The 24,463-nt window shown below is 66.2% G+C and carries 20 protein-coding genes; 14 read left to right on the top strand and 6 right to left on the bottom strand.

Going from position 1 to position 24,463, the window contains the following annotated elements; genetic code table 11:
• The 3 genes from mqo (at nucleotide 1) to dbpA (ending at nucleotide 3,576) form a co-directional block, all read left to right on the top strand.
• Complete coding sequence (gene mqo / locus WK25_RS20010) at nucleotides 1-1,644, top strand: malate dehydrogenase (quinone) (protein WP_040139046.1); 1,644 nt, start codon at nucleotides 1-3, stop codon at nucleotides 1,642-1,644.
• A 340-nt stretch (nucleotides 1,645-1,984) separates the two neighbouring features.
• Nucleotides 1,985-2,182, top strand: coding sequence for a hypothetical protein (locus tag WK25_RS20005; protein WP_040140903.1), 198 nt, complete (start codon nucleotides 1,985-1,987; stop codon nucleotides 2,180-2,182).
• Nucleotides 2,179-3,576: an ATP-dependent RNA helicase DbpA gene (gene dbpA / locus WK25_RS20000; RefSeq protein ID WP_069242537.1), complete on the top strand. Its 1,398-nt coding sequence runs from the start codon at nucleotides 2,179-2,181 to the stop codon at nucleotides 3,574-3,576. Before WK25_RS20005 ends, dbpA begins: the two co-directional genes overlap by 4 nt.
• 38 nt (nucleotides 3,577-3,614) lie before the next feature.
• Here the strand turns inward: dbpA and WK25_RS19995 are convergent, their stop codons facing one another.
• On the bottom strand, nucleotides 3,615-4,439 hold the full coding sequence (locus tag WK25_RS19995) for a phosphate/phosphite/phosphonate ABC transporter substrate-binding protein (RefSeq protein WP_069242536.1): 825 nt from the start codon (nucleotides 4,437-4,439) through the stop codon (nucleotides 3,615-3,617).
• Between the two features lie 285 nt (nucleotides 4,440-4,724).
• On the opposite strand from WK25_RS19995, the gene WK25_RS19990 reads away from it, so the two are divergent.
• Nucleotides 4,725-5,750, top strand: a complete 1,026-nt coding sequence (locus WK25_RS19990) for a fatty acid desaturase (RefSeq protein WP_069242535.1) — start codon at nucleotides 4,725-4,727, stop codon at nucleotides 5,748-5,750.
• Nucleotides 5,751-5,975: 225 nt separating this feature from the next.
• Nucleotides 5,976-7,184 carry a benzoate/H(+) symporter BenE family transporter gene (locus tag WK25_RS19985; protein ID WP_069242534.1) on the top strand — a complete coding sequence of 403 codons (1,209 nt, stop codon included), beginning with the start codon at nucleotides 5,976-5,978 and terminating at the stop codon, nucleotides 7,182-7,184.
• Nucleotides 7,185-7,335: 151 nt separating this feature from the next.
• Here WK25_RS19985 and WK25_RS19980 read toward each other — a convergent pair whose 3' ends face one another.
• Both WK25_RS19980 and WK25_RS19975 read right to left on the bottom strand, forming a co-directional pair.
• Nucleotides 7,336-8,229, bottom strand: coding sequence for an NAD(P)H-binding protein (locus WK25_RS19980; protein WP_069243475.1), 894 nt, complete (start codon nucleotides 8,227-8,229; stop codon nucleotides 7,336-7,338).
• Between the two features lie 294 nt (nucleotides 8,230-8,523).
• A complete protein-coding gene (locus WK25_RS19975) occupies nucleotides 8,524-9,429 on the bottom strand; it encodes an AraC family transcriptional regulator (protein WP_069242533.1) in 906 nt (301 codons plus the stop codon).
• A 192-nt stretch (nucleotides 9,430-9,621) separates the two neighbouring features.
• Between WK25_RS19975 and WK25_RS19970 the strand changes: the two genes are divergently transcribed.
• Nucleotides 9,622-9,837 carry a hypothetical protein gene (locus WK25_RS19970; RefSeq protein WP_069242532.1) on the top strand — a complete coding sequence of 72 codons (216 nt, stop codon included), beginning with the start codon at nucleotides 9,622-9,624 and terminating at the stop codon, nucleotides 9,835-9,837.
• Nucleotides 9,838-9,876: 39 nt separating this feature from the next.
• Here WK25_RS19970 and WK25_RS19965 read toward each other — a convergent pair whose 3' ends face one another.
• Complete coding sequence (locus WK25_RS19965; protein WP_040139039.1) at nucleotides 9,877-10,830, bottom strand: LysR family transcriptional regulator; 954 nt, start codon at nucleotides 10,828-10,830, stop codon at nucleotides 9,877-9,879.
• Between the two features lie 100 nt (nucleotides 10,831-10,930).
• On the opposite strand from WK25_RS19965, the gene WK25_RS19960 reads away from it, so the two are divergent.
• The 8 genes from WK25_RS19960 (at nucleotide 10,931) to WK25_RS19920 (ending at nucleotide 22,237) form a co-directional block, all read left to right on the top strand.
• On the top strand, nucleotides 10,931-12,289 hold the full coding sequence (locus tag WK25_RS19960) for an NAD(P)/FAD-dependent oxidoreductase (RefSeq protein ID WP_069242531.1): 1,359 nt from the start codon (nucleotides 10,931-10,933) through the stop codon (nucleotides 12,287-12,289).
• Nucleotides 12,290-12,613: 324 nt separating this feature from the next.
• Nucleotides 12,614-13,048: a phosphatase gene (locus WK25_RS19955; RefSeq protein ID WP_040139037.1), complete on the top strand. Its 435-nt coding sequence runs from the start codon at nucleotides 12,614-12,616 to the stop codon at nucleotides 13,046-13,048.
• Between the two features lie 597 nt (nucleotides 13,049-13,645).
• Entirely contained in the window at nucleotides 13,646-14,170 is a 525-nt protein-coding gene (locus tag WK25_RS32120) for a hypothetical protein (protein WP_226209186.1), read from the top strand.
• Between the two features lie 454 nt (nucleotides 14,171-14,624).
• Entirely contained in the window at nucleotides 14,625-16,271 is a 1,647-nt protein-coding gene (locus WK25_RS19940; RefSeq protein WP_069242530.1) for an EAL domain-containing protein, read from the top strand.
• A 358-nt stretch (nucleotides 16,272-16,629) separates the two neighbouring features.
• Nucleotides 16,630-18,222: an ATP-binding protein gene (locus WK25_RS19935; RefSeq protein ID WP_069242529.1), complete on the top strand. Its 1,593-nt coding sequence runs from the start codon at nucleotides 16,630-16,632 to the stop codon at nucleotides 18,220-18,222.
• A gap of 114 nt (nucleotides 18,223-18,336) precedes the next feature.
• Nucleotides 18,337-18,528: a hypothetical protein gene (locus tag WK25_RS19930; RefSeq protein ID WP_069242528.1), complete on the top strand. Its 192-nt coding sequence runs from the start codon at nucleotides 18,337-18,339 to the stop codon at nucleotides 18,526-18,528.
• A gap of 80 nt (nucleotides 18,529-18,608) precedes the next feature.
• Complete coding sequence (locus tag WK25_RS19925; RefSeq protein ID WP_040139032.1) at nucleotides 18,609-20,978, top strand: DNA polymerase II; 2,370 nt, start codon at nucleotides 18,609-18,611, stop codon at nucleotides 20,976-20,978.
• Between the two features lie 137 nt (nucleotides 20,979-21,115).
• Complete coding sequence (locus tag WK25_RS19920) at nucleotides 21,116-22,237, top strand: J domain-containing protein (protein WP_069242527.1); 1,122 nt, start codon at nucleotides 21,116-21,118, stop codon at nucleotides 22,235-22,237.
• A 15-nt stretch (nucleotides 22,238-22,252) separates the two neighbouring features.
• On the opposite strand, the gene WK25_RS19915 is transcribed toward WK25_RS19920, so the two are convergent.
• Both WK25_RS19915 and WK25_RS19910 read right to left on the bottom strand, forming a co-directional pair.
• Nucleotides 22,253-23,158 carry a LysR family transcriptional regulator gene (locus WK25_RS19915; RefSeq protein ID WP_069242526.1) on the bottom strand — a complete coding sequence of 302 codons (906 nt, stop codon included), beginning with the start codon at nucleotides 23,156-23,158 and terminating at the stop codon, nucleotides 22,253-22,255.
• Nucleotides 23,159-23,185: 27 nt separating this feature from the next.
• A complete protein-coding gene (locus WK25_RS19910; protein ID WP_040139029.1) occupies nucleotides 23,186-24,430 on the bottom strand; it encodes an acyl-CoA dehydrogenase family protein in 1,245 nt (414 codons plus the stop codon).
• Nucleotides 24,431-24,463 lie beyond the last annotated feature (33 nt).

The following is a 24,463-nucleotide window of genomic DNA, read 5'->3' as shown; positions in this document are numbered from 1 at the left end:
GTGATCAAAACGTTACGGGTAATACTGTCGGCGATTGCGCTGTGCGTCGCCGCGTCGTCCGCGCACGCCGCCGATACGAAGAAGGTCGACGTCCTGCTGGTGGGCGGCGGCATCATGAGCTCGACGCTCGGCGTGTGGCTGCACGAGCTTCAGCCCGACTGGTCGATGACGATGGTCGAGCGCCTTGACGGCGTCGCGCTGGAAAGCTCGAACGGCTGGAACAACGCCGGCACCGGCCACTCGGCGCTCGCGGAACTGAACTACACGCCGGAGAAAGCGGATGGCAAGATCGACATCTCCAAGGCGATCGAGATCAACGAGTCGTTCCAGATCTCGCGCCAATTCTGGGCATGGCAGGTCCGCCAGGGCGTGCTGAAGAACCCGCGCTCGTTCATCAACTCGACGCCGCACATGAGCTTCGTGTGGGGCGACGACAACGTCCGCTTCCTGAAGAAGCGCTACGACGCGCTGCAGGCGAGCCCGCTGTTCCGCGGAATGCAGTATTCGGAAGATCACGACCAGATCAGGCAGTGGGTGCCGCTGATGATGGAAGGCCGCGACCGTTCGCAGAAGGTCGCCGCCACGTGGACGCCCATCGGCACCGACGTGAACTTCGGCGAGATCACGCGCCAGTTCGTCGGTTACCTGAAGACGCAGCCGAACTTCACGCTGTCGCTGTCGAGCGAAGTGCGCGAGATCGCGCGCAACGCGGATGGCACGTGGCATGTGTCGTGGGTCAAGCTGCATTCCGACGAACCGCCGCAGGCCGTCGACGCGAAGTTCGTGTTCATCGGCGCAGGCGGCGGTGCGCTGCACCTGCTGCAGGCGTCGGGCATCCCCGAGGCGAAGGACTACGGCGCGTTCCCGGTCGGCGGCTCGTTTCTCGTCACCGACAACCCCGAGGTCGTGAAGCGGCACCTCGCGAAGGCGTACGGCAAGGCGTCGGTCGGCTCGCCGCCGATGTCGGTGCCGCACCTCGACACGCGGATTATCGACGGCAAGAAGATCATCCTGTTCGGGCCGTTCGCGACGTTCTCGACCAAGTTCCTGAAGAACGGCTCGTACTTCGACCTCGCGAAGAGTACGAACCTGCACAACGTCGCGCCGATGATGCGCGTGGGCGTTGACGAATTCCCGCTCGTCCAGTATCTGGCCGGCCAGTTGATGCTGTCCGACGACGACCGCTTCAACGCGCTGAAGGAATACTTCCCGGATGCGAAGAAGGAAGACTGGCGCCTGTGGCAGGCCGGCCAGCGCGTGCAGATCATCAAGCGCGACCCGAAGAAGGGCGGCGTGCTGAAGCTCGGCACCGAGATCGTCAGCTCGCAGGACGGAAGCATCGCGGGGCTGCTCGGCGCATCGCCGGGTGCGTCGACGGCGGCGCCGATCATGCTGAACCTGATGCAGAAGGTGTTCAAGGACAAGGTCGCGACGCCCGAATGGCAGCAGAAGATCCGCCAGATCGTGCCGAGCTACGGCACGAAGCTGAACGACAGCCCGGCGAAGGTCGTCGAGGAATGGACCTACACGAGCGACGTGCTGCAGTTGTCGCCGCCGCCGAAGATCGACCTGACGGCGCCGTCGCAGGCGACGGGCGGGGCGCCGGCGCGACCCGCGAAGGCATCGGCCGACATGGCGCTGTAACGGATCCGGCTGCGTTTCGCCGCATCGGACGGCCGCCCTTCGGGGCGGCCGTTTTTCATGGCGAATGCGTGCGGCGCCGCACGCAGCCGGTCGCGGCGCTCCCACCGGCTGCACACGGACGTTCGTGCGCAGCCGGTCCGCGCACCGTGCCGCCCACTGGCGCCCCCCGCATCCGCTAGAATTGCGGGCACGCGCGACGCCGTCGCCACCCGATCCACCATCCGCATCGCCGCGGTCCACGCGACCGCCGGTGCGGCCCGCGCCCGAGCCGCGCGAGCGCCGCGCCTCGCTGCCGCGCCCGCCGGGCGCGCCACCAACCGAATTCAGCTGGAGAATGACCGTGTTTACCTGCCGAAACCAGAGCTGCGGCACGCAGTGGGAGACGTCCGACGTCGTCATCAAGGACGAGGGCCAGGGGCTGCTGTTCCGCTGCCCGCTCTGCGGCGCCCGCAACTATCTCGAGCGCTTCGAGGACGACGAAGGCAATGTCGTCTACGAGCAGATGGAAGGCCGCCCCTACCTCGGAGACCTGTCTTGACGCAACCGACCGCCACGCCGTTCAGCGCGCTGCCGCTGACGCCCGCCGCGCTCGCGAACCTCGCGCAGCTCGGCTATGTCGACATGACGCCGATTCAGGCCGCGAGCCTGCCGATCGCGCTCGCCGGCCATGACCTGATCGCGCAGGCGAAGACGGGCAGCGGCAAGACCGCCGCGTTCTCGCTCGCGCTGCTCGCGCGCCTCGACGCGCGCCGCTTCGACGTGCAGGCGATGATCCTGTGCCCGACGCGCGAACTCGCCGACCAGGTCGCACAGGAAGTGCGCCGCCTCGCGCGCGCAGAAGAAAACGTGAAGGTGCTGACGCTGTGCGGCGGCACGCCGATGCGCCCGCAGGCGCAGAGCCTCGAACACGGCGCGCACATCGTCGTCGGCACGCCGGGCCGCATCATGGATCACCTCGACCGCGGCAACCTGAAGCTCGATGCGCTCAACACGCTCGTGCTCGACGAAGCCGACCGGATGCTCGACATGGGCTTCTTCGACGACATCGCGAAGGTCGCGCGGCTGTGCCCGACCACGCGCCAGACGCTGCTGTTCTCGGCGACCTATCCGGACGGCATCGCGAAGCTGAGTCAGCAATTCCTGCGCAATCCGAAGGAAGTGAAGCTCGAGGAGCGCCACGACAACAGCAAGATCCGCCAGCGCTTCTACGAAGTGACGGAAACCGAGCGGCTGCACGCGGTCGGCCAGCTGCTGAATCACTACCGGCCGATCAGCACGATCGCATTCTGCAACACCAAGCAGCAATGCCGCGACCTGCTCGACGTGCTGCACGCGCAGGGGTTCCATGCGCTCGCGCTGCACGGCGAACTCGAACAGCGCGAACGGGACCAGGTGCTGATCCAGTTCGCGAACCGCAGCTGCTCGGTGCTGGTCGCAACCGACGTCGCCGCGCGCGGGCTCGACATCGCGCAGCTTGAAGCGGTGATCAACGTGGACGTGACGCCCGACCCCGAAGTGCACGTGCACCGCATCGGCCGCACTGGCCGCGCGGATCAGGAAGGCTGGGCGCTGAGCCTCGCCAGCATGGACGAGATGGGCCGGGTCGGCGCGATCGAGCAGGCGCAGAAGCGCGAGGTCGAATGGCATTCGCTCGCGGAACTGAAGCCGACCGGCACCGACACGCTGCTGCCGCCGATGGAAACGCTGCAGATTCTCGGCGGCCGCAAGGACAAAATCCGCCCGGGCGACGTGCTCGGCGCGCTGACCGGCGACGCCGGGTTCGACGGCAAGCAGATCGGCAAGATCAACGTGACCGAGTTCTCGACCTATGTCGCGATCGAGCGCGGCGTCGCGCGCGATGCGCTGCGCAAGCTCAATGCGGGGAAGATCAAGGGCAAGCGGGTCAAGGTCCGGTTGATGGACGACGAGTGATCGCAAGCGGTGCGGCCGTCACGGCGGCCGCGCCGCCTTTACGCCAGCTCGGGATATCCGTGCGCGGCGGCGTCGCGCGCGAGCCGCTCGATCGCGTCGTATGCACTCGGCAGCAATCGTGCGAAGCCCTTCAGCCGCAGCTCCACCGCCCGTTCCGCATCGACCGCGACTGCATGGTCGAGTGCATCCTGCAACGCCTCCACCCGACTTTCCTCTAGCGTCTTCGACGCAATGAGCGGCAACCCCGGCGCCGAAGCCGTCGCGCCGATGACGCGGATCCCGTTCAACCATTCCGGCAGCGCGTCGCGCACATACGCGAACGTCACGCAGTCGATCGCCGCGCAGTCGGCATCGCCGTCGGCCAGCGCGCGCAACACGTTCGCGTGCGAGCCGAACGACTGTACCGAACCGAAGAAACGGCCGCCGGACGCATGCGGCGCAACCGCGTGCCGCAACGCGTTCATCCCGCTGTGCGAATCCGCGCCGTTGAATGCAGCGCGCAATCCTCGACAGGCTGCCAGCGTCGTCGCGCCTTCCGCATGCACGTGCGCCGACACGACCAGCACGCTGCTGTAGCACGCACCGTCGCAGCCGGGCGCATCGAAGGCCGGCGTTGCAATCAGGTGCACGGCATCGCGCAAGCCGAGCATCCGGTACGGATAACCGCACGTCTGCGATAACAGCAGATCGTTGCGCCGCCACAGTGCGTGCAGATCCCCGAACGGCTCGTCGAGCAGCGCCACGCCGCCGGGGCCACCGGTGCGCTCGAACGCAGCGAGCGCGTCATGCAGAAGCGCGCGCCACGGCGCGGCGTGGCGCGGCGTCACGTTGTACATCGGCAGGGCGGCGATCCATTGGCTCATGCGCGCATTCTACGCATCGATCCCGGATTCGACGAGGACGGTTCGGGCATTTCGCGCCGAATCCGGCTTCCAGTCGCGGCTTCCCATGCTTATCGACCGCGCAGCGATAAGCAAATGCAAATTGCTTGGTTGGCGCGACCGACCGGCACGGTTAGCGTTCCAGTATCGCGATCGTCTTGCGCGAGTCGCGATACCCGTCGGCCAATCGCATCGCGTCCTGCACCAGGGCGCGATCGTCCGCTGTCCGTATCACCCGTACCGCCCGATTTGTCCCGCCTGAGCATCATGGCCGAATACTTCGACGTCGACCACGCGCGCGCGATCGCTACGCTCGGCGCCCGCCTCACCGCCCGCACCGAGTGGCCGACCTGGCTGCTGGTTATCGCGATCTACGGCGGCTGGCTCGCCGTGCTGCTGCTCGTGCGTCGCGCGCACTTGTCGCTCGGAGCCGCAACACCGCTGCTGATCGTGCTGGGCGCGTGGCACATGTCGTTGCAACACGAACTGCTGCACGGCCATCCCACGCGCTCCGCGTTCGTGAACCGGTTGCTCGGTTTTCCGCCGTTGACGATCTGGTATCCGTACACCCTCTATCGCGACACACATCTCGATCATCACCGTGACGAGGATCTCACCGTTCCCGGCGTCGATCCTGAATCGAACTACGTATCGCGTGCACAGTGGGGGCGATTGCCGACCTGGCGCCGTGCGCTCGTCGTTGCGCGCACAACCTTCATCGGACGATTCGTATTCGGGCCGCCGACGAGCATCGCTGCGATGTTCGCCGACGCATTGCGCACGTTCCGGCGCGGCGACTTCCGCTATTTGCCGATGTGGGTGACGCACGCCGTATGCGCGGTCGCGCTGCTCGCGTGGCTGCAGCGGGAAATCGGCGTACCGTGGTGGTACTACCTGCTCGCGGTCACATGGCCGGCGCTGTCGATCGCGATGATCCGTTCGCTGTTCGAGCATCGCGCCGCGCGACATCCGAAGGCACGCATCGTGATCAACGAGGCCGGCCTCGCGATGCGGCTGCTGTACCTGAACAACAACTATCACCTCGTTCATCACGACCTGCCGAAGCTGCCGTGGTACGACCTGCCGCGCGCGTACCGGATGCGGCGCGACGTGTATGCGGAAAAATGCGGCGGCTTCGTGATTCGCGGCGGCTATCGCGAACTGCTGACCCGCCATGCGTGGACACCGACCGACGCACCGGTGCATCCGTTCGACCACGGCACCGCGTCGCTGTCGACCGGGAAAGGCGTGAAGGTCGCCGCAGTCGACGGTTGCCTGCAGATCAGTACTTGAACCGATCGCTCCGTTTTGCTTCGCCGTGAAGCCGCCCGTTCCGTTGGCGGCGTTCGCATGGCCGCGACGCAGATTTCGCGCGCGCTCCTTACGAAAACCTGACAGCGAAGCAAGATCGGCGAATTGCCAATTGCGCCGGCAATGTCCAGAATGACCGCTCGTCCGGAGCTTGCGACAACGGTTCGCGCCGGGTCCCGCGGCCGCGCCGCCCTTCCCCATACGACGATGCAACCGAATCCCTCGCCCGGCGCAATTCGCTCGATGGGCAACGACTGGTCCGTCTCCGCGATCACCGCCGGCTTTCTGGCGGTGCTGATTTCGTATGCGGGCCCGCTCGCGATTTTCTTCCAGGCGTCACAGGCCGCGCATGCGTCCAACGAAATGGTCACGTCATGGGTCTGGGCGATTTCGATCGGCGCCGGCGTGTCGGGGCTGTTCGCGAGCTGGAAACTGAAAGTGCCGGTCGTGACCGCGTGGTCGGCGCCCGGCACCGCGCTGCTCGTCGGCCTCTTTCCGCAATTGACGCTCAACCAGGCCGTCGGCGCGTACATCACCGCTGCGCTGATCATCCTCGCGATCGGCGTCACCGGCTATTTTGATCGGCTTGTCCGGCACATTCCGCGCGGCCTCGCATGCGGGATGATGGCCGGCATCCTGCTGCCGTTCGGCATGCATGCGTTCCTGGCCACGACCGCGCAGCCGGTGCTCGGCTTCGGGATGATCGCCGCGTACGTGCTCTTCAGGCGCCTCCTGCCGCGCTACAGCATCGTGCTCGTGCTGCTGACGGGCGCCGCGCTCGCGACGCTGCTCGGGATGACGCACGTCGGCAACGTGACGCCGAGCTTCGCGCGGCCGATCTTCATCGCGCCAGCGTGGACGCTCGGCACCACACTCAGCCTCGCGCTGCCGCTCGTCGTCGTGAGTCTTACCGGCCAGTTCCTCCCGGGGATGACGATCCTGCGCGTGTCCGGCTATCACACGAGCGCGCGGCCGATCATCGCGGCAACCGGCGTAATGTCGCTCGTCGTCGCGTGCTTCGGCGGAATCACGATCGTGGTCGCGGCGATCACGGCCGCGCTGTGCACCGGCAAGGATTCGCACGAGGATCCGGATCGCCGCTACGTCGCAGGCATCGCGAGCGGCGCGATTTATCTGATCGGCGGCTTCTTTGCGGGGACGATCGTCACACTGTTCTTCGCGCTGCCGAAAGCGTTCGTCGCGATCCTCGCCGGACTTGCGCTAATTGGCGCGATCGGCGCGAACGTGCACGGGATCTTCGAGGACGAGGACCATCGCGAAGCGTCGGTGATCACGTTTCTCGCGACCGCGTCGGGGATGACGTGGCTCGGGCTCGGTTCGGCATTCTGGGGGATCGCGATCGGATCGGTTTCGTATGCGGTGTTGAGCAGGGTAAGGGCGCGGCGGGCGAACTGAGCGGGTGCAACGTCTGCCCTCACACGGGCACCGAGCCGCATAAGTGCCGTCAGAACGCGATCGGGCCATGCACGCGTCGGCAGATCCGGCGCGTGCCGACCTCGTCTATCGATATCGACGCATGATCGACGCCGCGCGCATCGGGCTCGCATTACGCGTGCGCCGCACGCGCGCGCACCAGCGCAGCGAGCGCCTCCGCCGGCCCGGTCGCACCATGAACCTGCTCCGACACGCCAGCCTCCACATCGATCTGCCCGGCGTTGTGCGCGTCGTACAGATCGACGATCAGTTGCGCATGACGTTCGCTGAGCCCGGCGCGCAACAGCGTCGCGGTCCAGGCGTCGCGCGGAAGCGCTTGCGCGACGATCCGTCGACCCGCCGCCGCGCCGAGCATGTCCGCGATGTCCTGCACGCTCACGCGCTGCGGCCCCTCCACGCTGACGATACGCAGCCCGCTTCCGGATTCGGCCCGATCCGCCAGTAACCGCGCTGCCGCGATCCCGACATCGGGCGCCCAGACCGCCGGGAATACCTTGTCGACCGGGTGATGAAAGCTCGGCAGCACGCCGGTTGCGAGCGCAACCGGCAGCACACGCGCCCAGTTTTGCAAGTGCTCGGCCGAGCGGAGCAGCGTGAGCCGCGTCGGAACAGTCTTCAGCTCTTCTTCCAGACGACGAAAGAGCCGCGTGATGCCCGTGTTGCCGTCACGCTCCGCGCCATAGTCCGACAGCGCAAGTAGCGCCCGAGGCGGGTTCGCCGCGAGGGCGCCCGTCACGACGTCGATCGTGTGGGTCATCGTCGCGGCCGGGTCGCTGTCGGCGTCAGGCACCGGACACAGCATTTGCACGGCCTGCGCGCCGTCGATCGCCGCCGCGACCGCACGTGCGTCGGCGAGGTCGGCGATCGCGACGTCGCAGCCGAGTTGCGCGAAGCGCTCGCGCTGGCGTGTGTCGCGCAATACCGCGCGCACGGGTTGGCCTGCGTGACGCAGTGCCGTCACGGTCGACAAGCCGACGTTGCCGGATGCTCCGAATATCACGAACACGATCCGCTCCCGGGGGATGAAGGTGACGTGATTGTCGGCGCTCACGGCCGACGCGACGCACACGGATGGATGATCCGGACAGGAACGGATGACGGAACAGCAGGCTTGCGCGCAGCGTGCGGCCGGCCGGGGCATTTCATCGGCAAGCCGTCGGAAGATGGCGTCCGTGCCCGGGCCCGCCTTCACCGCACACATCGACGCGCGGGGAACGATGCGCGCCGGACATATCGCCGATCGCGGATGGATCAGCCAAGCGCCCGCCGACGCCGTGCATCGATCGTGCTCAACGGCCGATCAATCGTCGTTACCGCCGTATGCGAGCCTCAGCCCGCCGCGCGCGCCGGAGCGCGCGATCTCGGTTGGCGTCGCGCCCAGCACGCGGTTCATCCAGTTCGCCATGTGACTCTGATGCGCAAAGCCGGCTTCGAGCGCGATCTGGCTGATGCTCAGACGCCCCTCGAGCAACAACGTCTTCGCGCGCTCGATGCGGCGCCGCACGACATACTGATGCACCGGCATCCCGAGCGTCTCGCGAAACAGCACCTTGAAGTGCGGCACGCTGATCGACACGAGCGCCGCGAGTTCGGCCAGCGTCATCCGCCGTTCCAGATTGGCCTCGACATAGTCGATCACGCGCGCGGCGGCCTTCGGCGCAAGCGTGCGCCTGCGCTCGCGGAACGCCGGCTGGCTGTCGACGAGCCGCGCGACGAGCGCCGTGCACAGGCTCTCCGCATAGAGCGGATCGGAGGCGTCTTCCGCTTCGAGCTCCGCGGCCATCGCCCAAGCGATGTGCTGCAGCCGGGGATCGCGCACCTGCAGCCGCCGGCGGATCTGCGCCTGCGCCGGCTTCAATTCGAGTTGCTCGAACGTGCGCCGCACGAAGGTGTCGCTGAGCGCGATGTGCAAGATCCGGCAATCGGCGCTGTCGGTCCACTGGCCCGGCAGCCCGGCGGGAATCACGTCGACGTCGCCGTGCGCCTGGATGCGCGACACGCGCTCGCCGTCGCACACGCAATCCGCGCGAACCGGCGAGCCGATATGCACGCCGATGCGGTGATGGTCGGCAGCCGGAATCCGGTAGGTGCCCGCGCGGATCTGCAGCAGCGACGCACCGAAACCACGCCAGCCGAGCCCGCGGCTGGAGCGCAGGCTGACCGGTACGCCGTTGTCGGCCGGCGCCGCGAGAATCGGATCGCTCATGGTTCCCCTCCACCAGATCGGGTGTCGAACGCGCATTGTGACGCTTTTTCGGCGCACTTGCCGAACCCGCGCGGCCGCTGCGGCACCGGCCCGAAAAAGATCATCCGTTTTTGCTCACGCCGATCCGGGCATGCGCGCCGGCGGCCGCCGATACGCGTACGCTGGCTTCATCCGACACCTACGGAGCCTGCCATGCCCGATTGCTGCCCGCGTCGCGCGCCGTTCACCGCACCGCCGCCGTCGCGCGCGACGCCTGCCGCGTCACGTCCGCGCGCGCTTTCCGATTCCCGTTTATGGCGCATCCGCGGTGCAGTTGCCGGATGGTGCCTTCGCACGATCGGCTGGTACCGGCTCGAGCGGCTGCTCGCTTCGATTCCCGACAGCAACGACGATTTCGGCATCGCGTGAGCCGGAAAACGCGCCGGGGCACACGCAAATCTCGTCCAGCTACTTCCGACGCCGCTCGTGCGGCGTTACCGATGCGCCGTCGATCACCGGCGCGCCCTGCCTGATCAGAAAATCGCGGAACAGCCCCGTCACCTGCGAGATGCGCCGGTCGGCGAGCGTGATCACGTACCACTCGCGCACGATCGGGTTGCCGGCAAACGGCAGCTGGCCAAGCAGTCCGGTACGCAGTTCGAGTGCACACGCGTGCAACGACAGGAACGCGACGCCGAGGCCCGCTTCTGCCATCTGCTTGATCGCCTCGTTGCTCGACAGTTCGGATCCCACATGGAAGCGGTAGCCGGCCGTCTTGAACAGACTCTCGACGGTCGAGCGCGTGCCGGCGCCGCGCTCGCGCACGAGCAGATGCGCCGATTCGAGATCCTTCAGCGCGACGCGCTTGCGCTGCATCAGCGGATGGCCCGGCGCGGCGACGAACACCATCGGATGCTTCGCGAACTCGACCGCATGCGTGCGCAGTTCTTTCGGTGCGCTGCCCATCACCGCGAGATCGATTTCATGCGTCGCGAGCATGCGGATGATGTCGTCGCGATTGCCGACCTTGAAATACGTCTTCACGTGCGGACGCGTCGCGGTGAATTTCACAAGCAGCGGCGGAATCAGGTACTCGGCCGTCGTGATCGCACCGATCCGCAACGTGCCGCCGAGATCGCCGGTCAGCGCCGCCACTTCGTCGCCCGCCTCGCTCCACAGATGGAGGATCTCGCGCGCATACCGCGCGACGATTTCGCCGGCGGCGGTCAACTGCACGCCGCGCCCCACCCGCTGCAGCAGCGCCGCGCCCACGGCCTCTTCGAGGAGGCGGACCTGCAGCGAAACCGCCGGCTGCGTCAGGTTCAGCTCCTCGGCGGCACGCGACACGCTGCCCAGCCGCGCGATCATGTCCAGCGCCTTCAGTTGCCGAAACGTCGCAGTCTTTCCTATAAGTGAATACATATGAGTCGCTTATAAACATTAAATTGTTCGCGTAGGTTCGAAACTATATCGTCGGTTCTTGAGCAATGTCATCCGAATCGTCATCAGCGGGAGCCACAACATGGACACCATCACGCCTACCCTTGCCACGGAGCGCGCAGCGCGCGCGCCGCGCATCGTGATCGTCGGCGGCGGCGCCGGCGGCCTGCAGCTCGCCACGCGCCTCGGCGACACGGTCGGACGCCGCGGACAAGCCGACGTCGTGCTCGTCGACCGCTATCCGACGCACTTCTGGAAGCCGCTGCTGCATGAAGCCGCATCGGGCCATCGCGACCCGGCATCCCACACGATCGAATACGCTGCGCAGGCGAAGCGCCACGGCTTCCGCTTCGTGCAGGGCGCGTTGGAGCGGGTCGACCGCGCAGCCCGCACGGCGACGATTGCCGCGGTCCATGATGCGGACGGCACGGAGATACTGCCGCAGCGCGAACTCGGCTACGACGATCTCGTGCTGGCCGTCGGCAGCGTGACGAACTTCTTCAACGTGCCGGGCGCCGCGCGCCACGCCTTGCCGCTGGAGAACCTGGATCAGGCGGAGGACTTCCGTCGCAAGTTCCTCGCGGCGTGCACGAAGGCGAACCATGCGGCCGAGCAGCAGCCCGCACGACGCGCCGCACCGATCTGCATCAACGTGATCGGCGCGGGCGCGACGGGCGTCGAACTGGCTGCGGCGCTGCGTCACGCGATCCAGCAGCTGACGACGTATCGCTTCAAGGCGCTCGTATCGGCGCGCGACGTGCACATCCGGCTGATCGAAGGCGGCCCGCGGATTCTGCCGGCGCTCGACGCGCGGCTGTCGGCGAAGATGCACGCGCAATTGCGCACGCTGAACGTCGACGTGCTGACGGATACGCGCGTCGCAGAAGTCGGCGCGGAAGCGGTCACGACGGCAACCGGCAAGCGGCTGCCGAGCGACATCACGATCTGGGCGGCCGGCGTCGCGGGCCCCGCGATCCTGCGGGAACTGGGGGACATCGCGCTCAACCGGTCGAACCAGGTGATCGTGACCGATACGTTGCAAACGCCTGACGATCCGCACGTGTATGCGTTCGGCGACTGCGCCGCATGCCCGTCGGCCGACGCGAGCGGATTCCTGCCGCCGCGCGCGCAGGTCGCGCACCAGCAGGCCGTGTATCTGGGCGATGCGCTCGCGCGCCGCCTCGCCGGCAAGCCCGTCGCGCGCTTCACGTTCCGCGATGCGGGCACCGTCGTGTCGCTCGGCCACGCTGGCGCCGTGTTTCAAGGCGATCTCGGCATGCGTTCCCGCTCGTTGATCGTCGACGGGCTGGCCGCGATCGGCCTGTACAAGTTCCTGTACCGCAAGCATCTGTTCAGCGTGTACGGGCTCAAGCGCGCGCTGTTCCAGTCGCTGAGCCACTGGCTGCAAAGCCGCAACCAGCCGTCGATCAAGCTGCACTGAGCGCGGCCGATACGCGGCGCCTTCGTCACGGCATATCGGGCACGTATCGCCCGATATGCCGTTTTTATGTCCGCGCATGGACGGTGCATTCGTATCGTGCGCGTCTCTGGTGCATCGCATTGAAGCGAGGCGATACGACATACAACGCGCGCGATCCGCGCATCGCGCCGTAACCCGCGCGCACTCGGGCTGGGTGCATGACTCATTAGCCCGAGCGTATGAGTCACATATAAATATTAATTAGTCGTATTTTCGGGATCGACGCTAAGGTGTGTGGCATTCCCGTCCGCGAACGGATCGTCACGTGTCAGGAGAGGAATCACCGTGGTCATTGAAGCCATCGTCACCCGTCTCGATGCCGCATTCGCGCAGATCGAGGCGACACCGGATTCACATGAATCGCGCAATCAGCGCGATGCGATCATCCAGTGGCTCGACAGCGCAGCGGAGCAAGGATATCGGCTCGGCCTCGTCACGACGCTGCCGGCCGCCCGGCTCAGCGACATGTTCGAAGGTCAGTTCGGCCGCGCTAACCTCGACCGCTTCTCGGTCGTCGTGACGGACGCTCATCAGCAGGACTCCATGACAAGGCAGCATCCGTTCGACGTCGCGCTGCAGGCGCTGGGCGTGCCGCCCGAGCGCGCGGTAGCCGTGGCAAGCAGCGAACCCGAGCGTCGCGAAGCGGAGACGTTCGGCCTTTCGCGATGCGTGCGCATCACCGATACGGTGCGCTCGATCGCCTCGGCGGATCTGCACTGATCGTCGCGCGTTCGTCCGGGCCGGGTCGCACCGGCCACCTGACGCACGCCCGCGAAGCTGCGCTTCGCGCAGGCTTGCTTGCCGCTCAATGCTGAACTGGCGTGCTCGCGCGTGCGAGCGGGTTCGCCTTCGGCTGCGCGGCGACGCGAGCCTGTGTCGTGGCGACCGCCGCATGTTGAACCGTGGGCGCCTTTGCGCTGGCGGTTGCCGGCTGCGATTTTGTCCGGGCCGTCGCGTGGGCACGTGCGACGGCCGGCATGCTCGGCTTCGAGCGAACGCGGTGCAGCGCGGGTTTCACGGCGACCGCATGGCTCGCTGCGACAGGCGCTCGCCTGGTTTGTTCGGCGTATGTCTTGACATCATGGTCGCTCATCCACGATTCGGTGTATGCGGCCGATGCCGGATGCGACAGCATGAAACAGGCAATCGATGCGACGAGAAAAGCACGAATATGCGTGCGACGATTGAATGCGGTAATGACGGATGCTCCTTGCGATCTGGCCTGACGCGCGGTGTCGGCGCGGTCGTGGCCGCACGATAAATGACGGCATTCGCGATCGCAAGCGTTCAAACGGCCAGTCGAACGATTCTTAACGTTTGAAACATCACGTGCGCATTTGGTCTGTTGCCGCGCGATCTCGCAGCAGCCGCACGGCCGATAACGGTCGCGGCCCGCGAATTTCGTGCACGCTTGAAACGGCATCGTTCAAGTGTGGCATCCGCCGGCCGTTAAACCTCGAATGCAGATCCGTTGCGAACCGCGAACTCCGATCCGGCGACGATGTCGAACCAGCATCGTCGGAGAGCGCCATGAAACACGCCGTATCGTTCGCGATCCTGATTCTGTTCGCTGCTGCGAGCTTGCCGGCCGCTGCCGGCACGACCATCGGCGGCACCGCCACGCAGGCACCGCAGCAGTTGAAAAACTGCGTGCCGTCGCGTACGTCGTCCGGCAACACGTCCGACACCCGCGGTGCATCGAAAGCCCCGCCGATTCGCGTATGTGCAGGCGATTCCGACACACAGCTGAACCTGCCGTGGTTCATCACCGACGTACTCACCGCCGTGGATACGCATCAGTCACCGCGCGACCTGCTCCGCAAAATGCGCGACGACTTCTGAACCGGCGCCGCCCGGCACCCCGCATCTGTCCGACACGCCCGTCAACAAAAGCCGCTCCGCGCGCTGCTGAACATCGCTGGCGCCGATTCGGCGCAACGGCGAGCTCGGTCGCTGGAGGTGACGTGCTACGCAAATATTTCCTGTTGAGCATCAATCGGCCACAGACACCATTTGTTGAATATTGTTATTTCGTAATCGAGCATCACGGCATATACTTGCCGCGCACCCTCCTCGTGCCAAGAGACGGTGTCTTGGATCCCGACCGTACAACGATGCGGTCGGGGTTTTTTTCGATGTGCGACGCCAATATACATGCATAATCGATGTATGTTAGGGAGAAACGCATCGACCTCGACGATTTCGCCGCGATGCCGCGTCATACGATGCGCGAGCGTGGAGTCGTCCCGCGCGCCAATTGCGGCGCGCATTACCGTGCCCCGGCCAGGTACGGCGAATGCTTCGCGTCCATCCATCGACCGGTTCGACCTGCATTCCCATGCGTACAACAACAAATACGACCCGAGGAACCTCCACGCCGACGCCGGGCTCGAAGCCGGCATTCGAGCGCAGCGGCGTGTGGCCGCATATCGTCTTGCTCGTTACCGTGGTCGCCTGCATGCTGGTGCTCGTGCTGGCGCTCATCGTGGCCGAGCGTCTGGCGCGCCAATCGGTTGCACGGCACGAACGGGTTGTAGCAAACGACATCGTCGTCTCCGTCAATCACATCCTCGACGGGATTCGCTCGCGGCATCCGGACGAATTGAATGCGCTGGTCGGCCGACCGTGCACGGCGATCTTCCGCACGCTGGCCGAAATGGGCACGCACCTGCGGTATCTACGCGCGGTCGCGCTCGCCAACGACGGCCGCGTCACGTGTTCGTCGGCGCTCGGGCCGATCGACGTGCCGCTCGACGCATACCTGCACGCTCCGGAGCCGGGAATGACGGCCGTCGCGCTGATTCCGCAAACGCCGTTTCAGCGTCAAACGCCGGTGCTCGCGGCATTTCGCGCGACTGCCCCCCGCTCGGGCGTGCTCTACCTGGTCGAAGGCGACTATGTCGCGGACATGCTCGCGCACGGCACGCGCTTCGGTGCGGAAACGGCCACGCTGACGGTCGACGGCGCGGGCGGCATCGATCAGCATGGCGGGTTCGTGCCGCCGTTCGGCGCGGCGCCGAACGGCGGCAGCGCGATCGCTTCGCGTACGTGGCCGTTTACGGTGTCCGTTACGTCGTCGCAGTCGTACGTATCGCAAGTGACCCGGCACTATCGGCTGACCTGCATCACGATCGCACTGCTGGTGAACGGGCTTGTCGCCGTGACCTACCTGCTCGCGATGGCGCCGCGCCGGCTGCTGCTGAAGGCCGTACGCAATGCACTGAACCGCAACGAATTCCATGTCGTGTATCAGCCGATCGTCGACGTGCGCACGCGACGCACCGTCGGCGTCGAGGCGCTGCTGCGCTGGCAGCACCCGAAATGGGGATCCATCAGCCCGGCCGTGTTCGTCCCGCAGGTCGAATCGAGCGCGATTCTGCCGAAGATCACCGAATTCGTGCTGCGCACGGCCGTCGCGGAGTTGACCGACATCGCACCGCCGATGCCGCTGCGCATCGCGATCAATATCGCGCCGAAGGATCTGGAACGGCCGCGCTTCGCATCGATCGTCGAAGACGCGATTCGCCGGCTTCCGCCAGGCTTCACGCTGGTGCTCGAAGTGACCGAGCGCATCATGCTCGAAAAGAATGCGCGCACCACGGCGCTCTTTGCCGCACTGCGCGCGGCCGGCGCGAAATTCGCGATCGACGACTTCGGCACGCATCACAGCAATCTCGACATGCTGTCGCGCTTTCCGTTCGACTACGTGAAAATCGATCGCCAGTTCATCTCACAGCTGACGACGGGCAACGCGCGGCTCATCGAAGGGATCGCCGCGCTCGCGCACCACTACGGCCTCAAGATCATTGCCGAAGGCGTCGAAACGGAAGAGCAGCACCGCGCGCTGCATGCGGTCGGCATCCAGTATGCGCAGGGCTATCTGTATCAGCGGCCGCAACGCGCGGAACACCTGAAGCGGGACGGCATCGCGATGCCGGTCTGAGCGACGCCCGGCGCGCCGCGCATCGCGGCAGCGGGATCGATTCGGCGATGTCGCGTCGGCAACGTCACGCGAATGCTCGAACATTGACGCCCACCGTCAGCGCCGCGCGCAAAGGCCGCGCATTGCCGCGCCGAACGGTTCCATCAACGTCCGTCACGCATGCCGGCCTGTGCCATTCGCATAAACCTTGCCGCCGCGTGTCCGCGTCGCGGCACGCCGCAATGAGGGCGCGTCCGCTTTGCTTCGCCGCTTCCGCGGCGCTCTTCTTTTCCGATCCCGATCGACGCACGACCGAGCATGAACCCCTGGCGCTGTCATGGAATTCGCAGCGCAATAGCTACGTAGAACGAGTTCTCCGATGACGCCAGACCAGCCGCTCCCCCCCGTTTCGAATCATCAGCCGGCCGCGCACGACCAGCCGCTGCTCGACCGTTTCGCCGAATTCCGCTTCCAGACGGTCGTCGCCTCGATCACCGACTACGCGGTATTCATGCTCGACCCGCACGGCAACGTCGCGACGTGGAATACCGGTGCGGAACGCATCAAGGGATACCGCGGGGACGAGATCATCGGCACCCATTTTTCGCGCTTCTATCCGGCAGATGCAGTCGCCGCCGGCGTACCCGCGCATGCGCTCGAGGCAGCAGCGGCATACGGCCACTTCCAGGACGAAAACTGGCGCTTGCGCAAGGACGGGTCGCGCTTCTGGGCCAGCGTGACCATCACCGCCGTGCGCGACGAGTCGAACGAGCTGCGCGGTTTCATCAAGATCACGCGGGACATGACGGAGCGCAAGCGCGTCGAGGAACTCGAGACGGCCACGCGACGGCTGGACGTCTTCATCGCGACGCTCGCGCACGAATTGCGCAACCAGCTCGCGCCGCTGCGGCATACGATCGGGATCCTGCACAGCCTGCCGCCGTCCGAACTGGGTCCCACGCTCACGCAATGCAAGGACATCGCCGATCGCCAGATCGGCCAACTGGTGCGGCTCGTCGACGATCTGCTCGACATTGGCCGCATCAAGTCCGACAAGGTCGAACTGAAGAAGGCGCCGCTGAACGTACGCGATATCGTCTATCGCAGCGTGCAGGGCATTCAGCCGAAAGTCGATGCGCGCGGCCAGCAGATTTTCGTGCGGCTGCCGCCGGCGCCCGTGATCGTGAACGGCGACGACGCGCGCCTCGTGCAGGTGCTATACAACCTGCTCGACAACGCGTCGAAGTATTCCGCGAACGGCGAGCGCATCGAAATCCACGTGCGCACCGAGGCAGATGCGGCGGCGATCGATGTGGTCGATCGCGGGATCGGCATCGTGCCCGGCGCGCAGGAGTCGATCTTCGACCTGTTCGAACAACAGAGCGGCGCGGGACGCTACGCGGCCGGCGGGCTCGGCGTGGGCCTCGCGATTTGCCGGAAATTCGTCGAACTGCACGAAGGCAGCATCACGGCGCACAGCGCAGGCATCGGCAAGGGATCGTCGTTTACCGTTCGGCTGCCGATCGCGCGGCAGCACGAAGGTGTGGACTCGAGACCGGCTCCGCCGATTGCTTCGGCAGCGCACCCGTTGCGAATCCTGATCGTCGACGACAATCACGAAGCGGCCGATACGCTCGGCATCCTGCTGCAGATCAAAGGGCACACGACCCGCGTCGCATACCACGCGCGCGAGGCGTTGCCGCTGGCGCGCGAGTTCGCGCCGCACCTGATGCTGATCGATTTGAGCATGCCCGACGTTACCGGGTTCGAGCTGCTGCACGAGTTGAAGGCGACCGGCGCCGCGCCTGATGCGATGTATGTCGCGCTGTCCGGCCACGTGCGTTCGTCGGATCGCAAGGATACCGAAGACGCCGGCTTCCACGATCATTTCGCGAAGCCGATTCCGATCGATTCGCTCGACGGCTTGCTTGCGCGGGTCGAGGACGATGCGCGGCGCCGCGGCACGCTTTGACGATGCGCGCGCCCATTGCGATCCTGCTGCGCGCCGCGCATTGGCATCTGCGTACCGGCAGTATCGTCACGGGCGGGAACGTACCGGCGCGCATCCCGCACGACGCGCGCCGCGGTGATCGAATTCCCGGATGGACAAGACACAACGGCGACGCTGTCGCCGCTCGAAGGCAACGCACACGAACTTGCTGCCGACGGATACGTCACCTCCGTGCGCCATCCGGTCACCGTGCGCCGCCGACGCCTTCGTGCGGTCGACCATTCCCGCACCGCGGCGCAGGGCGCGCGGCGACTTCCTGCCGCCTGATGCCATCGACGCCGCGTTCGGCGGGATCGGGGCGCAGGCGCTAAAATCCGCGGCCTGGGCATCCATGACGAGCAAGCGTTTTGACGGAGTTCGAGCAGGGTTTCATTCTCACCCGCCACTGGCGGGACACCGCATCCGGCATCGAGATCGAGTTCTGGCTGGCAACCGAACACGGCCCGCGCCGCGTACGGTTGCGCCCGCAGGAAGCCGTCGCGTTCGTGCCGGCCGACCAGCAGGCGCTCGCCGAACACGCGCTGGCCGGCGAACGCGATGCCGAGTTGCGCCCGCTCGCGCTACGCGACTTCCGGCAGCGCCCCGTCGTCGGACTCTACTGCCGCCGCTATCGCCATCTGTCCGGGCTGCAGAAACGCCTGTCGGCGGCCGGCATCGACGTCTATGAAGCGGACATCCAGCCGCCCGACCGCTACACGATGGAGCGCTTCATCACCGCACCGGTGCTGTTTCGCGGCACGGCGAGCCGCGACGGCACGCTCGTCGACGGCGAACTGAAACCCGCGACCGGCTATCGTCCGACGCTGCGCTGCGTGTCGCTCGACATCGAGACGAGCGTGCACGGCGAGCTCTATTCGATCGCGCTCGAAGGCTGCGGGCAGCGGCAGGTCTACATGCTCGGGCCGCCGAACGGCGACGCGCGGCGCGGGATCGACTTCCGCCTCGACTACTGCGACAGCCGCGCCGAGATCCTTACGCGGCTCAACGACTGGTTCGCGGAACACGATCCCGATGCGGTGATCGGCTGGAACCTCGTACAGTTCGATCTGCGCATCCTGCATGCGCACGCAGAGCAATATGGCGTGCCGCTGAAGCTCGGGCGCGACGGCAGCGTGCTCGAGTGCCGCGCGCACGGCCAGCAGCCCGACCACTTCTTCGCGGGCGCGGCCGGCCGCCTGATCCTCGACGGCATCGACATGCTGAAATCGGCGACGTGGACGTTCCCGTCGTTCAGCCTCGAATACGTGTCGCAGTCGCTGCTCGGCGAAGGCAAGTCGATCGACAATCCGTATCAGCGGATGGACGAGATCCAGCGGCGCTTCGATCACGACAAGCCCGCGCTCGCACACTACAACCTGAAGGACTGCGAACTCGTCACGCGCATCTTCGACAAGGCCGACCTGCTGTCGTTCGCGCTTGAACGCGCGACCGTCACCGGCCTGGCGGCCGATCGGACCGGCGGCTCGGTCGCCGCGTTCACGCACTTGTACCTGCCGCGCATGCATCGGCTCGGGTATGTCGCGCCGAACCTCGGCGACGTCGTCGGACAGAACAGCCCCGGCGGCTTCGTGATGGATTCGCGGCCCGGCCTGTACGACTCGGTGCTCGTGTTCGATTACAAGAGCCTCTATCCGTCGATCATCCGCACGTTCCTGATCGATCCTGCCGGGCTCATCGAAGGGCTCGCGCATCCGGGCGACGATGCGTCCGTGCCCGGCTTTCTTGGCGCGCGCTTCTCGCGCACCGCGCATTGCCTGCCCGACATCGTGCGGCGCGTGTCGGAAGGCCGCGACGAAGCGAAACGGCAACGCAACGCGCCGCTGTCGCAGGCGCTCAAGATCATCATGAACTCGTTCTACGGCGTGCTCGGCTCGACCGGCTGCCGGTTCTTCGATCCGCGCCTTGCGTCGTCGATCACGATGCGCGGCCACGAGATCATGCACCGGACGCGCGAGCTGATCGAGGCGCAGGGTTACGAAGTGATCTACGGCGACACCGATTCGACGTTCGTGTGGCTCGGCCGCGAGCACGACGACGACGCAGCGGCCGCGAAGGGGCGCGCACTCGTCGAACACGTGAATCGCTGGTGGCGCACGCATCTGCGCGATCGCTTCGGGCTCGAAAGCGCGCTCGAACTTCAATACGAACGCCATTACCGCCGCTTCCTGATGCCGACCGTGCGCGGTGCGGAGGAAGGCAGCAAGAAGCGTTACGCCGGCCTCGCTCGCGCGGCGAACGGCGGCGACGATCTCGTATTCAAGGGGCTCGAAACGGTGCGCACCGACTGGACGCCGCTCGCGCAGGAATTTCAGCGCGAGCTGTACCGGCGCGTGTTCAAGCGCGAGCCGTACCAGGATTTCATTCGCGACTACGTGCGGCGCACGCTCGCCGGCGAATACGATGCGCAACTGATCTACCGCAAGCGGCTGCGGCGGCCATTGAGCGAATACCAACGCAACGTGCCGCCACACGTGCGCGCCGCGCGCATCGCGGACGAGTTCAACCACGCGCACGGCCGGCCGCTGCAATATCAGCGCGGCGGCTGGATCAGCTACGTGATCACGACGGCCGGCCCGGAGCCGCTCGAAACGATGCGCTCGCCGATCGACTACGCGTTCTACGTGAGTCGCCAGTTGCAGCCGGTTGCCGACGCGATCCTGCCGTTCCTGCGCGACGACTTCGAACGCGTGATTTCAGGGCAAGGGCAGTTGTTCTGACGCCAACGGCCGGCCCGCGCCCGGCTTGCGGCCCGCCGCTTGAAGCCGGGACGTAAACGGCCACCGTGCCGGCAGCACGCCCGTCCAGCTAAAATACCGCGCTGCCGCGCCTCCCGCCGCGGCCGGAGGACACTCACATGACCGCACGTCGCGGTGCCGCGGTCACGATCGCGCCCGGCCACGAGACAGCCAGCCTGTCCCAGGCCCAGAAAACGTTCAACACGCTCGTCAAGCACATCGAAAAGCGGCGCGAGCGGCTCGGCGCGTGGGAAGCGGTAACGCCGGCGTTCCAGAAGAAGTTCGTCGACACGCTGCTGCCGCTCGAACGGGAATCGACGGCGCTGCGGATCAAACTGATCCAGCTGCTTGACGACGCGTTCCTGCGGAAAGGCTTGAGCAAGGCCGAGCAACGCACGCTGTCGGACCTGATCGCCGACATGGCCGGCGACTTGCTGAACGTCAGCGACGACCCGGCGCTAAAGGCCGTCTACGACCGGCATCGCGCGGTCGAGCACGGCGGCAACGCGGCAATCGATGCCGAACCGGCAAAGCCGGCGCCTGACGCGGATCCGGAACCGGCCGAGGATCTCGACTCGCTGTCTCCCGACGAACTCGCCGCGCGGATGCAAGCGGAACTCGACGCGCAGTTCGAACGCGACATGGCCGCCCACGCGGCCCGCGAAGCGCAGCGCGCGCAACGCAAGAAAGCGCCGAAGCAATCGGCGGCACAGGCCCGGATCGAAGCCGAGCGGGCCGAATCGAACAAATCGATCCGCGCGATCTATCGCAAGCTCGCGAGCGCGCTGCATCCCGATCGCGAATCCGATCCGAACGAACAGGCTCGCAAGACCGCGCTGATGCAGCGCGTCAATCACGCTTACGACAACGGCAAACTGCTGCAGCTGCTGGAATTGCAACTGGAGATCGAACAGATCGACCGGCGTGCGATCGACGGCCTCAGCGAAGCCCGACTGATGCGCTACAACGGGATCCTCGACGAACAGCTGCGCGAACTGGATCAGGAGCTTCAGCACGTCGAGAACGATTTCCGGCGCACCTACGGCATCGCTTCATCCACCAAGGTCGCACCCGACACCGTGATGCGGATGCTCGCGCGCGACATCGCCGGCATGCAGCGCAGCAACCAGGATCTGGCCGTCGCGCTGCGAGAATTCGAGGATCCGGACAACGTCCGCCAATGGGTGAAGGACATGAAGCGGCGGCCTGCATCGTCACGCTTCGACGACGACGCGTATTGACCGGCCGCGCATGCGTCACCGCACGTCGCCGATGCCGCCCATCAGCATCATCAACTGCTCGCGCAGCCATTGGCTGCCCTGATCCTGATCGGCGCTGCGATGCCAGTAGCAGAAATATTCGAGCGCCGGCATCTCGAACGGCAGTTCGAGAATCCGCGCCGGATAGCGCTGCAGCAGCCGGAGCGGCGCGGTCAGCGCAAGATCGCTGCGCATCGCGATCAGCGGCGCGACCATGTAATGCTGCACGCGCATCTGGATCGTGCGGCGCAGCGCGAGCCGCGTCAGCTCCGCATCGACATGCCCGCTGCCCTTGCGGCGGCTCGACACGTGGATGTGCCCCATCGACAGGTAGTCGCCCATGGTCAGCGTGTCGCCGTCGAACGGATGGTCGTCGCGGATCATGCACGCGTAGCGGTCGCGCACGAGCAGCGCCTGGTGCAGGTGCGGATCGCCGATCAGCGGCGCGTCGATCGCGATGTCGACGGAGCCGTTCGCGAGCGCGGTGGCCACTTCGCGGCGGTCCATCGTGTAGCTGCGCACGTGCATGCCGGGTGCGTGCGCGAGCAACAGCTCGCCGAGTGCCGGCAGAAGCAGCGCTTCGGTCAGGTCGCTCATGCTCAAGCGGAACACGCGCTCGGACGACGCCGGATCGAACACGTCGCCTTCGTGCGCGCTCGAATCGAGCAGTTGCAGCGCTTCGCGCACGCGGCCGACAATGTTCTCGGCCAGCGGCGTCGGCATCATCCCGCCCGGTGTGCTGACGAACAGCGGATCGTTCAGTGTCTTGCGCAGCCGCGCCAGCGCGTTGCTGACGGCCGGCTGCGTGAGGTTCAGCACCTCCGCCGCGCGCGTCAGGTTGCGCTTGTTGTAGATCGCGTCGAACACGACGAACAGGTTCAGATCGATCTTGGATAGCCGCATCGCCGGATCTCCTGGAGCCCGCGCCGCTCAACCGCGCGGCGGCCGCGTCAGGTACGGTTCCGTCGAGCCGCGCACCGCGTCCTTGATCTCCATCCGTGCAATCGCCTGCAGGTGCACTTCGTCCGGGCCGTCCGCGAAGCGCAGCGCGCGGCCCCAGGTCCACAGATCGGCGAGCGGCGTGTCGGGGCTCAGGCCCATAGCGCCGAACACCTGCATCGCGCGGTCGCACACGTCGGTGTACACGGTCGGCACGAGCGCCTTGATCATCGAAATTTCCTTGCGCGCCGCCTTCGCACCGACCTTGTCGATCATCCATGCGGCCTTCAGCACGAGCAGCCGCGCCTGGTCGATCTCGATGCGCGAGCGGGCGATCCATTCGCCGATCGTGCCGTGCCGGTTCAGCGGCTTGCCGAACGCCTCGCGCGACTGCGCGCGGTCGATCATCAGTTCAAGCGCGAGTTCCGCCGCGCCGATCGAGCGCATGCAATGATGGATGCGGCCCGGGCCGAGGCGCGCCTGCGCGAGCGCGAAACCGCTGCCTTCTTCGCCGAGCAGGTTGCGCGCCGGCACGCGCACGTTGTCGAACGTGATTTCGCAGTGACCTTCCGGTGCATGGTGATTGACGACCGTGATGTTGCGCACGACGGTCACGCCCGGTGTGTCGCGCGGCACGAGGATCATGCTCTGCTGCCGGTGCGATTCCGCTTGCGGATCGGTCTTGCCCATCACGATGAAGATCTTGCAGTTCGGGTGCGCGGCGTTCGTAATGAACCACTTGCGGCCGTTGATCACGTAGTCGTCGCCGTCGCGCTCGATGCGCGTCGTGATGTTGGTCGCGTCCGACGATGCGACGTCGGGCTCCGTCATCGCGAACGCCGAACGAATCTCGCCGCGCAACAGCGGCAGCAGCCACTGTTCGCGCTGCTCGGGCGTCGCGAACATGTGCAGCAACTCCATGTTGCCGGTGTCCGGCGCGTTACAGTTGAACACCTCCGACGCCCAGCTCACGCGGCCCATGATCTCTGCGAGCGGCGCATATTCGAGATTGGTCAGCCCCGTGCCCGGCTCGTCGTCTTTCAGGTGCGGCAGGAACAGATTCCACAGTCCCTCGCCCTTTGCGCGTTCCTTCAGCGCTTCCATGAACGACACGGGATACTGCCCCGCATGCACTTCGTCGTTCCACTGCCGGATGCGCGGCACGACGTGCGCGTCCATGAATGCACGCACGCGTTCGCGCAGTTCTTCTACTTTGGGGGTGTAGCCAAAGTCCATGATCGACTCCTCGAGATTCCGTGTTTCCGTTCG

The organism is Burkholderia latens (assembly GCF_001718795.1).
GTDB classification, from domain to species: Bacteria; Pseudomonadota; Gammaproteobacteria; order Burkholderiales; family Burkholderiaceae; genus Burkholderia; species Burkholderia latens_A.
This window is presented reverse-complemented; position numbering and strand designations above follow the sequence as displayed.